Source organism: Pedobacter sp. (assembly GCF_035317785.1).
GTDB lineage: Bacteria > Bacteroidota > Bacteroidia > Sphingobacteriales > Sphingobacteriaceae > Pedobacter.
In genome coordinates this window covers 1-12,696 of the sequence record NZ_DATHGC010000083.1, presented here as the reverse complement: position 1 = coordinate 12,696, position 12,696 = coordinate 1, and the positions used below count along the sequence as shown (strand labels likewise).

The following is a 12,696-nucleotide window of genomic DNA, read 5'->3' as shown; positions in this document are numbered from 1 at the left end:
TCCTTTTACCTCCAGCTGCAGGTTATCCCATAAGTAAGTGGTGATAGCCCGCAGCATGGTATGGAGTTCTTCTTTAGTGGCAGCACAGATTACCAAATCATCTGCATACCGGCAATAATGCTTTGCACCAAGATCCTGCTTAATGAAGTGATCCAATCCGGTCAGATATAAGTTTGCAAAGTACTGGCTGAGGTAGTTACCGATCGGCAGGCCCGGTGCGCTGTCTATAACTTCATCCAGGAGCCAGAGTAAATGCTGATCTTTCAGCTTACGCCGCAGCAACTGCTTTAAAATATCATGCTTGACATTAGGATAGAATTTCTTAATATCCAGTTTCAACCGGTACTGGGTGCCAGGTACATCTTCCAACTGTTTCTTCAGGGCCCGGAATGCGCCATGTATTCCCCGGCCTTTAATGCAGCTAAACGTGTCGGCTGTAAACCAAGAAACAAACAGAGGCTCCATTTGGATCATGACGGAATGATGCACAACTCTGTCCGGAACATACGGAAGTCTGCTGATCAGTCTTTGCTTTGGTTCGTAAATGGTTTTATGTGTATAGGCTGAGGTTTTGTAACTTTTATTCACCAGCTGCTGGTGGATCCTATTAATGTGACCATCCGGATCCTTCAGGAATAATTTAACGCCGTGCCGGCGCGACTTATCCTTACGAGCTATCCGCTCGGCGGCTCTTATGTTTTCTTTGCTGCATACGCTTTGAAATATGTTATTGTGTCTTTTCATTTAATTAATTCTATGCCTTTGCTTTAACCGGTCGTCTTCTCTACTGGAATTCAGGATACCAAAGCCCGTTTTTTATTCGCTTGATTTTTTGCCAAGGGGCAAGGTCTGTGCTGCTTTAACATCTTTAGCATAGGTGGGAACTGACATTCGTATTCGAATTCGTATTCGTCCAGTCGTTGTACGAGAACTGAAAGCCTGAAACCAACGCAACACACAACCCTAATAATTTAACTGGAAATGATGTTAAATAATACTTATTATGTGGGATGTGAGCCCTATGACATCACTCGATTTTCTGTAACGAAACCCTAAATTCAACAGTTCTATTTTCACCTAGTCAGATATATGAACTGCTATAAAGGCACATTCTGTCACTTTGTAATTTTGTTCGCCTTGAAACATTGCTATGACTTCGTTTACAGTTACTGACTGCCGGGACTCTAACAACTCCTGGGCCGTCATTATTTTTTTGTTTTCGTTCATAGCCTATTTGTTACCGGTTGTGTAAGCAATAAAGTGATGGCTATGGTATTTCCAGAAGTGCCGAGCCTTTTCCCTGCTTTCAAACAATCGGCGGGAACCGACATCCGTAAGCGAATACGTAGTCGCCCAGTCGCCGTACGAGAACCGAAAGCCCGAAGGTTCAGATTCATCCATCTCACAGTCTGGCCATAACGCATACCTGTCCTGATCGGCATCATCTGAAATGTCTGCAACGAAGCCCGGCCGGTTGATCGCCTCGATCGCCAGTTCCATCATGTAAAGCGCATCCAATGCCTTTGCATCTTTCTCCCGGCATTTTGAGAAGTCCGGACGCTGATCAGGCGTCATACCTAACGCTTCAAAGATCTTCTCGTCTGTTGTAATTAGTTCGTAATTCATAATTTTAAGTGTTATTGGTTTAAAGTTTAATGTATATCGAATCGGCCATGTCCTTGACCTCTTCTATTGTAAATGGATCTTCGTCACCTATCAGGATATGCGACGATACTTCGCTATTCGCATGATCCATCAGTGACTGAGTGTTGTAAAAAATTGACATCAATAATAGTTTTTGCCTATGAGTTGTTATGGTCAGGATTAACTTTGATGGTATTCCCGCTGATGTTGCAATGTTTGTTACTTTCATGATTTCTATTTTTAGCCATAAAGGTATTTCTATCAGCTGGCTCTACATTACGGTTTACCGTAAGTCCGGCTTTATCCAGTCTGTGCTACCGTCGTTAACCGTTATCTTGTCATCATCACCCATGTGATGGCAGTCCGGGCAATACGTTTTACCATCGTCAGCAATGTGCCAGTCGTCATTTGTCACTTCCTCTTTCTGGACATCAATATCCACGTGCCCAATGGATCCTGTTTCTGAATCTTGCCAGAACTCCTCGCAGTTGTGGCCATCGCAATCACAGCCGTAAATTGTTATTTCGTGTATCATGTTCTTAGGTTTATTATTTCTTTACATCTAAACTTATTCCTTCACCTACCCAGCTGTGATCCTGAATCAAACGGAATGTACGCACTACGGCAAAATTTGTTAGCCTAAAGTATTCTACGTTTATACCGTAGTCATCCGCTGATAGCTTTTTTATCACCGCTTGCTCAATCAAGTGAGGATCTAAATCTGTCATGTCATTTTTGTAAACAAAATCAGATATTTCACTCATTGCCATGTTTGATAGGGTCAGTTCGGGATGGAACAATTTGCTATACATTTTTTCGATGTTGCAAATTGAATAACCCATTGCGCTATTGAGTGTAACTGTCTGCAGATCTTTAGAAGTAAGCGTCTGCATCGGCATACTTACTACCCGCAGCCTAACGGATTGAATAAATACACTGTCCAGATATGGAATTCTAAAATAAATTCCTCCATTTAGCTTAGTTATGCTTTTACCCATTCTTACCCGCAATCCTTTCTCCCAGGGCTGAATGATAATCCATATCTTAATAGCGTTTAAAATGTATTCCAGAAATTCCTTTATTGATCCCATTCTTATTTCGGTTTAACTGGATTGAACGATTCAATTTTCATTTCCGGAATGGAGACTCCTTTGATTGCATCCCTGGCATCTCCCTGAATATTTTCATAGGCATACTCCAGTGCTTCTTCGTAATCTAAGCCGTATTCTTTTTCACTGCTTTTTCGGAGCTGATCAGGTGTTTGGTAATCTTTGGCAATTCGTTTTAGAATAAAATGCATTTTTTGCATGTTGACAAACTGTTTTTCAGTAATTAAAATTCCTTTTTTCATTATTTTTTGGTTTTTAGTTTCTTTAAGTAACTGATGTAATCCATTGCAAGACCTACTATAGGCGTAGCAATCATTGCTGAGAGTAAACTATCCATCATACTATTTCGTCTCTAATGGTCCTTTCGAAGTCATACAGGTTTTTAAACCACTGCATCAGTCCCAGGTACATTGCTTCTTTTCGGACCTCATCACCATCTGTTCCCATCTCCAGAAATACCAGATATGTTTCCTGAAGCTTCTTGTGCTCCTGGCCATCTTTGGCATTGTATGGGTTTTTCAATGGTACTAAACGCTCGAAAGCTTCCTCTTTAAGTTTTAGTCTGGCTTCTTGAGTTAACCTGATCACGCCGGCACTGTATAATTTTTCAAAGTAGAATTTAGCTTCGGTAGGGAGGATCTGCTTACCGATCTTGTGCATCTCAAATAATTCCTCCAGTCTGGTAATAAAGTTTTCTTTCTGCTCTGCCAACGTGGGAGCATTTATCTGCTCTGGGCTTTTATTGCGTTCTGCCAGTAACTTTATCCTGGATACTTCGTTAACATACCCCTTTATGAAACCTATGAACGACACTATTGACAAACCCATGTACTCACCATACTCCTTCAGTGTTCCCCGGGTGAAAGCAATTATAACCTCGGCTTCCCGCAGCGTTCCATATTTCTTTTTCGCTGTTTGCATGGTCTGATCCACAATCAAGGTAAATTCTTCTCCGCGTGGACATTCAAACCTAGTTAGCGCGTAGCACTTAACAACCGCAGCCCTGAAAACATCAAACAGTACAGCTGCTGGTACATCTTTAATCATTCTGCTGGAGAGGGCCTGAAATACTTCCAGTTCCGTTGCAGGTATCTCAGCAAGTGCATTTTGCTTGTAAATCTCTATCTCTGTCATGTGTATGGGTTTTTAGAACTCCCGTAGGTCTTTTTTAATTCTTCAAATCTTGATGCTTTCTCTTGTGGAGATAACCTCATCACCGGGGCGTCAGGCCTGGTTGCATTTTTGTATTTTGGTATCCAGTAGTAAAAATTCTTCACTACATCATCACCTGTTTTGCCTTTGATCTCACCAAATCCTATTTTTTGGATGTAGAATGTGTCGAAAAGCTTCAGTATTTCAGGAGGCTTTAATTTTTGCTGCATCTGGATTGTCGAGAATAACGTGTGTCGTTTCAAAAATTCAACCGCAGCGCTCTTTTCCTCTTCATCGATGTACACATCCGGTATGATTTCCGGAATTTCTTCTTCCTGGTCTTTTTCTTCCAAATTTTCAGGCGCAGGCCCTACTTCTTCTTCTACTACTTTATTACTTTCTTTTACTTTACTTTCCTTTACTTTACTTTGTGTAGTTTCTGCGGCAGAAACTACGTCACTTTTTTGTTTCTGCCGCAGAAACTTCTCTTTGTTGCGGTTTCTGTGGTCTAAAACTGGTTGAAGTCTTTTCTTTAAACCGCAGCTGTATATCTTATCATCTTCCCGGACCAGTAGCTCTATTTTAGTGCAGTATTCTATAATCTCCTCCAGTATCTTCGTCTCTACATCAAAGTCACCAGCCATCAGCTCCAGATGAATAGGAGATATCGTGGCCATAAAGAAGCTGGACTCTGTAAGGACCTCTAACAGCATATTCCACACAGCATACCCGTCTTTAGGAAATCGTCTCCTCAGCGCCTTTATTTTAGGGTCGTTACGCATGTTCTTGTCGTGGCTGAAATACTCTGCGTTATCTTTCTCCGGTCTGGCCATTCTTTAGTTGTGATTCTTTAAATTCTTTCAATCTGTTTTCAAAATCACCACCGGTTAGATTCAGGAGTTCCGCGCCGTCTTTATGTGAAATCTTGTATTTGCTCATTAGAATAAAACCAGCCACAATCCTTCTTTTCTCTCTCTCGTACCGGGTTAAACTCAGCTCTTCCTCAATTATAAAGGCATATGCTTCAATTCCACCGTGCTTGGTAATTATCTCCTGGATCTTCTCCCGCAGTGCTTCTCCGCTCTCGGACCATTCAAATTGTTCCACCTGAGGCCGTTAATCGTCGTTGGTAATTTTATGCAGATCTCTCCAAACTGGTTTTTCTTTCTTTGGCTCTAGGGCAGTAATTCTTTCTTCAGCGCGCTTGTCCCGTTTGTTCTTGATGGCTTCCTGTTCATCGAACATTTTCTGATAGTTCTCCATATCCCAATTCCTAGCCAGTTCAAATATTACAGAGCTACCAACACTTCTCACTGGATTGCCGCAGAAATGACTGTAGAGCGCCGATCTCACAATGAACGACCTTACTGGCAGGTCTGCTTTTTTTATAGCCTCTATCAGCTCGTCACCTCCATGGTAGAAATTTTTATTACCGTCAAACCCAAGTAGCTTATTTATTTGAGTCTGATTTTGATATCCGCAGTGTTGGTATGCAAAGGTGATCAGTAAGGCAGATTCCACAGTATCCAGCATTATATTATCTGGATTGAAGGTGGTTTTAATTGGCAATTCCTTGATGTGATCAACAAGTCTCTTGTGGAGTTTCTCCTGGTCTAGTTCATATCCCCGGCGCTGTCTCGCTTTGATGTTGGATATCTGTTCTTTTGCCGCAGCATCAGGATCATCAGCTGAAGTTTTATTTACTGATGTACTACCTGTTAGGGTGATATAGGTATATTTTCCTTTTTCGTTACCACAAACTATAAATGCTTTCTTTTTATCAGAAGACCCGGACAGTATTTCTTCTTCCTGTTCCAGGAACTCTTTTAGGTCCTCATTATAAGAATCAGTATCAGAGATAAAGTCAAGATCAAGTTCTTCCTGGTCATCGTAATCATCAAGATCGTATTCAGATTTAACCTGCTCTTTTGGTCTGCTTACTTTGGTTATCCTACAGTCCCTGTAATCTTTGTATAAGTGATGTCCCTGCTTTTTCAGGTTGCTGGCAATACCGGATTCATCACTACCGTAGGTTTCAACAAGTAGTATGTTCGGATTGGTTAAAGCCTCTTCCAGATCATTTGTAAACTTTGTTTCAGTTTTCCTGTTAAAACATGCTGAATTGTGGCATATTGCATTTTCAGCTTTATCTGGAAATAATGAACTGTTGTAAGCAGAGTTTGCTGGACATAGGGAACAAGCGATGGTTTCGGCAAACGGTATTGTTGTATCAAACTGAGCAGTTGCAAGTTTTTTCTCAACCCTATAGTTAAGATGATTCTTAAGCTCTTTTACCGTTCCAGCTCCATTAAAGCCATTTAGATTATTAGTATTCCAGTACTGCTGGTCTGATACGTCAATGCGACAAAGAAGATCAGCGTGACCAATGGTAATTTTATCGGACTTGAATGAGTCTTTAAGTTCTGGGATCAGTTTAGTTAATTGTAGCCTTCTGGAAACATAACTTTCTGGTTTTGCAACTCTTGCAGCTGTACTGGCTATATCATAACCCATTTTATCCAGCATGTACTGAAACGCTTCGGCCTCCTCCAGTGGATGTACATCTTTACGCTGTAGATTTTCGGTTACCATCAACTCCATTGCTTCTGAGTCGCTTAAATCTCTTATTGATGCCGGTATCTCGGCCAATCCGGCCAGTAACGACGCCCGGTACCTTCTCTCTCCGCAAATCAACTCATACCCTCCATCAGGGTGATTTCTCACAGTTATAGATTGAATAACCCCAAGCTTCTTAATTGACTCTGCCAGCTCCTGCAGCTCACTTTCATCAAACGACTTTCTTGGATTCAATGGACTCGTCCGGATTAATCCTATTTCAATATATTCCATCACCGGCACGACTACCGCAGCGGCTTCTTGTTTTTTCTTTGCCATATTAATTGTTGTATTTGAATGATACTTTATTGTGGGATCCTCTGTTGTATATTTCCTCCAGGAGCTCCACGTACTGGATAACTGTCACACACTTCACCAGGGACCGGCTTTGTGACTCTATTTTCTTTTGCATGATCGCATGATCATACTTGCCGGTGGTCATCACCTTATGGATCGCCAGTACGAAATTCCTGTCATAAGCAAAGTCAATGATATTCCTGTAGAATTTCAGGATCGCAGCTATCTCGTTTGCTTCAGTAATGTTAAGAACTTCGACGATTCCGTTTTTCAGGCCGTTCATGTCTCGCTTACCATCAATCGACAAAAGCATGAGCGCTGTGGATGGCGGTATTCTTGGGTGCTCCGACAGATATTTGCTCAGCACATCAAATCCTGGTGCTTTCTCGATCGTCCAGAAATTGATGTAATCCATTGTGCTCCAGTTTTTCTTGACCGAATTCAGATCGCTGAGGTCCCTTTTACTCACTTGTGAGTCTACCATGTAAAAAATAGGCAACTTCAGCTGCTCAGCCGCTTCCAGACGGTGCTGGCCGTCAATAACCTGCATCTGTTCATTAATAATGATTGGGTTCAGCTTTAGCAGGTTGTTTTTTGTGATTGAAGCCACTAGCTTCTTAACATGAGCTTTATCAACCTCCCGGTTGCTTGTTACCTGCTCGAACATGGTGTAATCAGTTGTTTGTAGTACCTCAGACATGATCCGTTAATTAAGAAGTGTAAAGGATTTCATATTTATCAATGAACACGGTGCCCATGAAATCTGCCAGCTTTGATGAAGCTAAAGCAAAGCGGGAACCGACAATCGTATCCGAATACGTACCCGACCAGTCGTAGTACGAGAACCGAAAGCCCGAACGGGAGTCAAACCAGTGCAGTGGGTAGTACTTCACCTGGGAACCATTCTTATAGTCCGTTTTCCAGTCTGCAGGGTTTACCGCTTTGATGATCACCTGTAATTCCTTTGAGGTCTTGTCGTGCTGATCATCATGCTCTGTACGTTTAGTGAAGGCCTCTAGGATTTCACCCGTTACCTGCAGGGCCGCAGCAAAGAGTACTGAAAAGTCAACTGTTTTCGCAATGCTCAGGTTGTTGTTTTTAACAGCTTCCAGCAGAATGTTTTCTCCAGCTGGTACCGCAGCTTTCGCTGTATTGATTTTCTTTGTCATTGTATTTTGGTTTTAATAGTTACTAATTAAAAAAGTTATGTGGCCTAGCAAGCTTCTGGTAATGTTCCGAGTCGGTAAGTACAACAGGAGCCATAATTTCTTCTATAAGGCAATTGAATTGTGGGGCCTTCATAAAGTCATCTGTCCAACGTTGTTGAGAAAGAAAAATGAATTTAATACCCGAATCGATGCATATTATTCTGTCGCCTGATTTCGCATTCAGGGACGCAATAGTATATCCCTTGCCTTTTACCAGGTATATCCGGTTCGATCCGCAACTCTTGTCGGTGACATTGTCTGGGTTGTACTCTACCTCAGAATCTGTAGCTCTCTTTTTGTAAACTTTAAGTACCCTAGGGTACAGTACATCCTTCCAGTGGAAAATGTCATCCTTGAGTTGTTTCACTCTATAACCTTCCGGATGCCAGTCCTTTCCAGTTGTTGCAACTGCTACCTTGATAGCTGCTTCTAATTCTGAAAGTTGTTTAGTCAGTTTTGCGATCACTTCCTCACACCAGCTCATTTTAGGGAGGTATACACCGCTTTTCTGCTTACCATCCAGAAATTCATAAACTGTGTTTCCTAAGTAAGCCACTTCTAAATGACCAACCTGGATGCAGTATTTTTTCATAATAGATGGTTTAATCTTCATTCTGGCCATTATTTACACAATAGGAGAGAGGACCGTAAACTCCGATTTGATTTTCTGGTATATAATGTACCCCCCCCCCTCAACTATATGCTTTCCTTTCGCTGGGCGCTCTTCCAGGATCTCCAGGAGTACATGATCTTCCCTTGCGAAGTTGAACTCCTGGCCAACAACTAAAGGTGTCTCGACTGCTATCGTCATGATAGCAGTGCCAGTTATTTCATTTGCTGCAACCGGTGCAGTATCCGCTTTAAAAATTGCCTGGACTTTATTCTGCTCGATTTGTTGTGTGCGCCTGGTGAAATACATAGGATAACCAGAATGTGTTTGTAATTGAAGTTTCATATAGATTTGGTTTATATAAATGATTCTACTAATTCCTGACCGATGCATACCTCATCCCCATCGCGCCAGTCGGATTTCCCTAGGTCTGATATCGTATCTTCTGTTAATTTTATTTTAACAAAACGATCGTTGTCTTCCAGGATCTCACCCGTTAAAGTGACATTTTGAAGTGTACCCATGAACTCTGTGGTTCGTACAAGTTTTATAGTTCCCATTGTTTATTGATTTTACAGATATGCCCCGGTAGAATCTGCTACACGATCAGTTTTTGTCCAGGTATCCGGTTTAATGTCTTTATGCTCTTCTATCCACTTGCGCATGTAGTCAACCACTCCTTGGTGCCACTCTGCCTGGCTACATGCGGATCTATCAAAGTCCTGGTACCGTTCAGTCGCCGAGTGCCCCATATATTCGTGAACTTCACCGGTCCAGTTAACCATTGGCAGGTATAACCAGCGTGGCGTTAATTGGAAAGCCATTTTATCGGCCACGCATAGTTTTGAATATTGCCCGCCATGTTTTTTAGCAAGGAATCTGGAATGGAATAAAGTAAAATCAAACCATTTCTTGCCAAACAAGGCTCCCATGATAAAAGCGCCACGATAGGGGTGAAGCTCACCCTCAGTGCCGTCCATATTTGGTTTTCCAATGTATCCCAGATCATGGACAATGAATGCGATCCATAACCGGGGATCATATGGAAATCCGTACAGCTTGCACCAGGCCATCGCAACAAACCACGGATGGATCAAAAAGCAATGTGCCCCATAAAGGACAGACCTGGTGCCGATGTTTTTAAATATTCGTTTCATTTGGGGTTTTGCTTATTGATTCTCCCACAATAGAAAGGATCTGGTCATTGTAAACATCTATCAGGTCCTTTAATTGATCAATCTTGATTGAGATCAATCTGTAATTTTTGTTGTTCGCAGAAGTCGTCTTTAACTCCTTCTGTTGCTTTTTTAGGTCTTTCCAGGCGTAGGCCTGTTGAACCGCTAATTTTTCGAGGTCTGTCATTTGAGCTGTATTCATGGTTTGTATTATTAAAATAATGAGGCCTGGTTCCCAGTGCCTTTTGTTTTTCCGTGCCTCAATCGCTTATGCAGATTGCTCACATTGTCAAATTGATTACTCATTCTATTTAGTTCCTGATCCAGATAAGCGCTAAGCTCCTTTTCGTCTTTCGTTATCCAGTAACCGGTGTTCACATTACTAACTATGAACCAGGGAGACATCATATCATGATTTCTAATGTGACCAACGATCGCCCGGAAGTTTTGCTCTGATACTCTATGTCCCGTAGCAGCAAGATTGAAAAGGATTTTTTCGGTCTTGGCGGCCAGATCACGGTTCTTATATTGCGCCCTGAATACATCTATAACCTTATGCACAACTTCTAAATTTATCGGTGATTTCATGTTTCCTGTGGTTCTTGTTGAGAAACTAATTTCCTAAAATTGACCAGACATAAAACAGTCCGATGAAAACCGCCACAAGTACCGCAGCTTTTAAAATTCCATTCCGGATCTGGATAGCTTCGCGCTGTATCTGTTCCCGGTGAGCCTGCTGCATTAATTTCTGCAGCTCGATCTCATTGCGCTCTGGGTTTGAATAGATTTTCATAACGGAGATGTTAAAAATGCCAGAGTAATCGCAAAAATCAGCAATGAGATGCCCGCCACGCAGATCAGCTTAGCAATTGGGCTTAGTTTTTTCCAGTCGTTATACATGATATTTGGTTTTAGATTTTAGTATTGATTCAAGTTTTAATTCTAACTCCCTAAGCTGTGCGCGTTCTTCAACAAACATTTCCTTCGCTTTCAGCTTGTCAAGCATTCTCCGGTTTGCCAGCGTCACAATAGCCTCCTCCCTTATCCTTTCCTTCATGGTCAGGCTTTTCTGCTTGACTACAGGTTCAGTTTCAGCTATGTAGGCTACGCGCAGCATCTGTTATCCTAATCTTCTTGCGTAGATCTCTGTGAAATGCTTACCGGCATGTTCTGCATCCTCTGATTTCAAAAACAAAAGGCGGGAACCGACATCCGTCCTCGAATACGCATTCGCCCAGTCGCCGTACGAGAACCGAAAGCCCGAAGAAGGATCAAACTTCATCCACGGGAAATAAAACCAGGTCTTTCCGTCAATCTCAGCAACTTTACCTTTATTATAGGCGAAGGCCACCACTTCGGCTTCCTTATCTGCTCTCTGCGGGTCTGTATCATGCTCGCAGCGTTTATTAAAAGCCTCTAAAGTTTCACCTTTAAAATCCAGCGCTTCCTGGAAGGTTGCCGGCCGACCGGTAGTTTGAAAAACTTCTTTACCGTATGCAGACTCCAGCTGCTTCTGGTACTTCTTATCTGAGCCCTTGTAAAGCTTCAGCAAGGCATCCTGGTTAATTGTTACTTCTGACATTTGATATTCGTTTATAATTAGATAATTGATTTTAAATCACGTAAGACCGTTTGGTCCTCAGGGTTCTCCGCAGCGATCATCAGCATTTCCTCATGAGCAATTTGGTTTAAGCCTATAATATGTTTGGCCATGATATTCATTGACCCTGGGTTCGATATCATCAGGTGCTGCAGAGCTCTGCTTATCTCTGACAGTTTTTCAAGATTGTCTATCCGGGAGATCACATTGAAGTCCCTAACCTCTTCAGATTTGATCATTGACCGCAGCATTTCTGCTTTTTTACTTTGAGGTTTCACTTTTTTAAGTTGCTTTTTGAGAATCTTGATCGGTGTCATCGCATTTTTTTAAAAGGTTTCTAACATATTCCAGTTCGACTTCACATTCAACTAGTCTGACTGTTAACTCTAAGTTTTTACGGACAAGGTCTATGTAAAGCGAATCGACAGTTGGTAATTTATGCGGCTGCATTTCCTGGTTTATTTGGTTCTTTTTATTCTGAGGTATTCCACTTCCTTCTCAAATCCATCTTCCGTTACGGTTTCCACTTCTTTATACGTGGTGTAGATCCTGTCTGGGAATTTCACCTTGATACTGTGGCTGATCAGTGGTGATATGGACCTTTGGTTGCTGTAAGCAGTTTTTAGTGGTTCATCACTTACTTTCAGGTCGCTGATTAGCGATGTCCAGGTAACTCGTTTTGGTATTTCAATTAATTCACCCATTCTATATATCCTTTTTTTGTTGCGTATACCGCTAATTCAATCTTTGTCTTATAACCGGTCTTTTCACTGAGGTTCTGCCGGTGGCTGCTGACTGTATGAGAACTGATATACATGTCAGCAGCAATGTTCTTGTCGGGCAAGTAGATCCGCTTCAATACCTCCATTTCTGTTTTAGTAATCACACCGGCACCACTAGGAGATGGGAATAATGCTGGTATAGGTTGGTTGCTTAACATATAGTAGTTATTTGGGATATGCTGGTTAATTGCTTATGTTTAACTTTGTTTAATTGTGTAGCACAAATATAATTGACTTTTATCTAATTATCCAAATTAAAATAGATAAAAGTTTATTTTTTTATGGAAGAATTACTTAAGTTATTGTCAGACAGCAATATAAAATTAGTATCGAGGGAGACTGGCATACCTTATGCTCGTATGCATAAGTGGACTCAGGGCGGAGGAAAGCCGAAAATTGATGACTTTAATATACTAACTGAGTATTTCAAAAATAAAAAAATAGATAAAAGTAAACTTGAAAAAAAACAGGATCATCCCGACCCAACAAACTCGATTGAACAA

At 41.5% G+C, this 12,696-nt stretch carries 25 protein-coding genes; 1 reads left to right on the top strand and 24 read right to left on the bottom strand.

Translation table 11 applies throughout. From position 1 onward, the window contains the following. From VK541_RS05115 to VK541_RS05000, 24 genes are all read right to left on the bottom strand, one after another. Positions 1-744: reverse transcriptase domain-containing protein (locus VK541_RS05115; RefSeq protein WP_324367578.1), on the bottom strand; the 744-nt coding region annotated here is incomplete at its 3' end. 486 nt (positions 745-1,230) lie between these two features. Continuing rightward, entirely contained in the window at positions 1,231-1,626 is a 396-nt protein-coding gene (locus VK541_RS05110) for a hypothetical protein (protein WP_324367576.1), read from the bottom strand. Between the two features lie 19 nt (positions 1,627-1,645). Beyond that, positions 1,646-1,786 carry a hypothetical protein gene (locus VK541_RS05105; RefSeq protein ID WP_324367574.1) on the bottom strand — a complete coding sequence of 47 codons (141 nt, stop codon included), beginning with the start codon at positions 1,784-1,786 and terminating at the stop codon, positions 1,646-1,648. A gap of 141 nt (positions 1,787-1,927) precedes the next feature. Then, positions 1,928-2,179: a hypothetical protein gene (locus tag VK541_RS05100; protein WP_324367572.1), complete on the bottom strand. Its 252-nt coding sequence runs from the start codon at positions 2,177-2,179 to the stop codon at positions 1,928-1,930. Positions 2,180-2,192: 13 nt separating this feature from the next. Further along, entirely contained in the window at positions 2,193-2,735 is a 543-nt protein-coding gene (locus VK541_RS05095; RefSeq protein ID WP_324367570.1) for an SPFH domain-containing protein, read from the bottom strand. 2 nt (positions 2,736-2,737) lie between these two features. Then, positions 2,738-2,995 carry a hypothetical protein gene (locus VK541_RS05090; RefSeq protein ID WP_324367568.1) on the bottom strand — a complete coding sequence of 86 codons (258 nt, stop codon included), beginning with the start codon at positions 2,993-2,995 and terminating at the stop codon, positions 2,738-2,740. Between the two features lie 94 nt (positions 2,996-3,089). Then, complete coding sequence (locus VK541_RS05085; protein ID WP_324367566.1) at positions 3,090-3,887, bottom strand: hypothetical protein; 798 nt, start codon at positions 3,885-3,887, stop codon at positions 3,090-3,092. Further along, positions 3,884-4,738: a Lin1244/Lin1753 domain-containing protein gene (locus VK541_RS05080; RefSeq protein ID WP_324367564.1), complete on the bottom strand. Its 855-nt coding sequence runs from the start codon at positions 4,736-4,738 to the stop codon at positions 3,884-3,886. The genes VK541_RS05085 and VK541_RS05080 overlap by 4 nt, the downstream gene beginning before the upstream one ends. Beyond that, positions 4,716-5,012 carry a hypothetical protein gene (locus tag VK541_RS05075; protein ID WP_324367562.1) on the bottom strand — a complete coding sequence of 99 codons (297 nt, stop codon included), beginning with the start codon at positions 5,010-5,012 and terminating at the stop codon, positions 4,716-4,718. Before VK541_RS05075 ends, VK541_RS05080 begins: the two co-directional genes overlap by 23 nt. Positions 5,013-5,021: 9 nt before the next feature. Continuing rightward, the gene (locus VK541_RS05070) at positions 5,022-6,800 is read right to left on the bottom strand and encodes a ParB/RepB/Spo0J family partition protein (RefSeq protein ID WP_324367560.1); all 1,779 of its coding nucleotides are present in this window, start codon (positions 6,798-6,800) and stop codon (positions 5,022-5,024) included. Between the two features lies 1 nt (position 6,801). After that, positions 6,802-7,518 carry a ParB N-terminal domain-containing protein gene (locus tag VK541_RS05065; RefSeq protein ID WP_324367558.1) on the bottom strand — a complete coding sequence of 239 codons (717 nt, stop codon included), beginning with the start codon at positions 7,516-7,518 and terminating at the stop codon, positions 6,802-6,804. A gap of 10 nt (positions 7,519-7,528) precedes the next feature. Continuing rightward, positions 7,529-7,987 (bottom strand): hypothetical protein, encoded by a 459-nt coding sequence (locus VK541_RS05060; RefSeq protein ID WP_324367556.1) that lies wholly within the window; start codon positions 7,985-7,987, stop codon positions 7,529-7,531. A gap of 22 nt (positions 7,988-8,009) precedes the next feature. After that, positions 8,010-8,618 (bottom strand): hypothetical protein, encoded by a 609-nt coding sequence (locus VK541_RS05055; protein WP_324367554.1) that lies wholly within the window; start codon positions 8,616-8,618, stop codon positions 8,010-8,012. A gap of 33 nt (positions 8,619-8,651) precedes the next feature. Then, entirely contained in the window at positions 8,652-8,981 is a 330-nt protein-coding gene (locus tag VK541_RS05050; RefSeq protein WP_324367553.1) for a hypothetical protein, read from the bottom strand. Positions 8,982-8,992: 11 nt separating this feature from the next. Further along, entirely contained in the window at positions 8,993-9,160 is a 168-nt protein-coding gene (locus VK541_RS05045; protein WP_324367551.1) for a hypothetical protein, read from the bottom strand. Positions 9,161-9,208: 48 nt separating this feature from the next. Further along, the gene (locus VK541_RS05040; protein WP_324367549.1) at positions 9,209-9,793 is read right to left on the bottom strand and encodes a hypothetical protein; all 585 of its coding nucleotides are present in this window, start codon (positions 9,791-9,793) and stop codon (positions 9,209-9,211) included. After that, on the bottom strand, positions 9,777-10,013 hold the full coding sequence (locus VK541_RS05035) for a hypothetical protein (RefSeq protein ID WP_324367547.1): 237 nt from the start codon (positions 10,011-10,013) through the stop codon (positions 9,777-9,779). Before VK541_RS05035 ends, VK541_RS05040 begins: the two co-directional genes overlap by 17 nt. 11 nt (positions 10,014-10,024) lie before the next feature. Continuing rightward, on the bottom strand, positions 10,025-10,399 hold the full coding sequence (locus tag VK541_RS05030; RefSeq protein ID WP_324367545.1) for a hypothetical protein: 375 nt from the start codon (positions 10,397-10,399) through the stop codon (positions 10,025-10,027). 25 nt (positions 10,400-10,424) lie between these two features. After that, complete coding sequence (locus VK541_RS05025) at positions 10,425-10,604, bottom strand: hypothetical protein (RefSeq protein WP_324367543.1); 180 nt, start codon at positions 10,602-10,604, stop codon at positions 10,425-10,427. A gap of 99 nt (positions 10,605-10,703) precedes the next feature. After that, on the bottom strand, positions 10,704-10,928 hold the full coding sequence (locus tag VK541_RS05020) for a hypothetical protein (protein WP_324367541.1): 225 nt from the start codon (positions 10,926-10,928) through the stop codon (positions 10,704-10,706). A 3-nt stretch (positions 10,929-10,931) separates the two neighbouring features. Next, positions 10,932-11,393: a hypothetical protein gene (locus tag VK541_RS05015; RefSeq protein ID WP_324367539.1), complete on the bottom strand. Its 462-nt coding sequence runs from the start codon at positions 11,391-11,393 to the stop codon at positions 10,932-10,934. A gap of 17 nt (positions 11,394-11,410) precedes the next feature. Then, complete coding sequence (locus VK541_RS05010; protein WP_324367537.1) at positions 11,411-11,728, bottom strand: hypothetical protein; 318 nt, start codon at positions 11,726-11,728, stop codon at positions 11,411-11,413. A 141-nt stretch (positions 11,729-11,869) separates the two neighbouring features. Continuing rightward, positions 11,870-12,115, bottom strand: coding sequence for a hypothetical protein (locus VK541_RS05005; RefSeq protein WP_324367535.1), 246 nt, complete (start codon positions 12,113-12,115; stop codon positions 11,870-11,872). Then, positions 12,103-12,351 (bottom strand): helix-turn-helix transcriptional regulator, encoded by a 249-nt coding sequence (locus VK541_RS05000; protein WP_324367533.1) that lies wholly within the window; start codon positions 12,349-12,351, stop codon positions 12,103-12,105. The genes VK541_RS05005 and VK541_RS05000 overlap by 13 nt, the downstream gene beginning before the upstream one ends. A gap of 123 nt (positions 12,352-12,474) precedes the next feature. On the opposite strand from VK541_RS05000, the gene VK541_RS04995 reads away from it, so the two are divergent. Then, on the top strand, positions 12,475-12,696 hold a 222-nt coding region (locus VK541_RS04995; RefSeq protein WP_324367530.1), incomplete at its 3' end, for a hypothetical protein.

What these genes read in the sequence shown, in the direction of transcription:
- VK541_RS05110 (WP_324367576.1), bottom strand. Translation starts at nt 1,626, where the DNA reads ATGAATTACGAACTAATTACAACAGACGAGAAGATCTTTGAAGCGTTA.
- VK541_RS05105 (WP_324367574.1), bottom strand. Translation starts at nt 1,786, where the DNA reads ATGTCAATTTTTTACAACACTCAGTCACTGATGGATCATGCGAATAGC.
- VK541_RS05100 (WP_324367572.1), bottom strand. Translation starts at nt 2,179, where the DNA reads ATGATACACGAAATAACAATTTACGGCTGTGATTGCGATGGCCACAAC.
- VK541_RS05095 (WP_324367570.1), bottom strand. Translation starts at nt 2,735, where the DNA reads ATGGGATCAATAAAGGAATTTCTGGAATACATTTTAAACGCTATTAAG.
- VK541_RS05090 (WP_324367568.1), bottom strand. Translation starts at nt 2,995, where the DNA reads ATGAAAAAAGGAATTTTAATTACTGAAAAACAGTTTGTCAACATGCAA.
- VK541_RS05085 (WP_324367566.1), bottom strand. Translation starts at nt 3,887, where the DNA reads ATGACAGAGATAGAGATTTACAAGCAAAATGCACTTGCTGAGATACCT.
- VK541_RS05080 (WP_324367564.1), bottom strand. Translation starts at nt 4,738, where the DNA reads ATGGCCAGACCGGAGAAAGATAACGCAGAGTATTTCAGCCACGACAAG.
- VK541_RS05070 (WP_324367560.1), bottom strand. Translation starts at nt 6,800, where the DNA reads ATGGCAAAGAAAAAACAAGAAGCCGCTGCGGTAGTCGTGCCGGTGATG.
- VK541_RS05065 (WP_324367558.1), bottom strand. Translation starts at nt 7,518, where the DNA reads ATGTCTGAGGTACTACAAACAACTGATTACACCATGTTCGAGCAGGTA.
- VK541_RS05060 (WP_324367556.1), bottom strand. Translation starts at nt 7,987, where the DNA reads ATGACAAAGAAAATCAATACAGCGAAAGCTGCGGTACCAGCTGGAGAA.
- VK541_RS05055 (WP_324367554.1), bottom strand. Translation starts at nt 8,618, where the DNA reads ATGAAAAAATACTGCATCCAGGTTGGTCATTTAGAAGTGGCTTACTTA.
- VK541_RS05050 (WP_324367553.1), bottom strand. Translation starts at nt 8,981, where the DNA reads ATGAAACTTCAATTACAAACACATTCTGGTTATCCTATGTATTTCACC.
- VK541_RS05045 (WP_324367551.1), bottom strand. Translation starts at nt 9,160, where the DNA reads ATGGGTACACTTCAAAATGTCACTTTAACGGGTGAGATCCTGGAAGAC.
- VK541_RS05040 (WP_324367549.1), bottom strand. Translation starts at nt 9,793, where the DNA reads ATGAAACGAATATTTAAAAACATCGGCACCAGGTCTGTCCTTTATGGG.
- VK541_RS05035 (WP_324367547.1), bottom strand. Translation starts at nt 10,013, where the DNA reads ATGAATACAGCTCAAATGACAGACCTCGAAAAATTAGCGGTTCAACAG.
- VK541_RS05030 (WP_324367545.1), bottom strand. Translation starts at nt 10,399, where the DNA reads ATGAAATCACCGATAAATTTAGAAGTTGTGCATAAGGTTATAGATGTA.
- VK541_RS05025 (WP_324367543.1), bottom strand. Translation starts at nt 10,604, where the DNA reads ATGAAAATCTATTCAAACCCAGAGCGCAATGAGATCGAGCTGCAGAAA.
- VK541_RS05020 (WP_324367541.1), bottom strand. Translation starts at nt 10,928, where the DNA reads ATGCTGCGCGTAGCCTACATAGCTGAAACTGAACCTGTAGTCAAGCAG.
- VK541_RS05015 (WP_324367539.1), bottom strand. Translation starts at nt 11,393, where the DNA reads ATGTCAGAAGTAACAATTAACCAGGATGCCTTGCTGAAGCTTTACAAG.
- VK541_RS05010 (WP_324367537.1), bottom strand. Translation starts at nt 11,728, where the DNA reads ATGACACCGATCAAGATTCTCAAAAAGCAACTTAAAAAAGTGAAACCT.
- VK541_RS05005 (WP_324367535.1), bottom strand. Translation starts at nt 12,115, where the DNA reads ATGGGTGAATTAATTGAAATACCAAAACGAGTTACCTGGACATCGCTA.
- VK541_RS05000 (WP_324367533.1), bottom strand. Translation starts at nt 12,351, where the DNA reads ATGTTAAGCAACCAACCTATACCAGCATTATTCCCATCTCCTAGTGGT.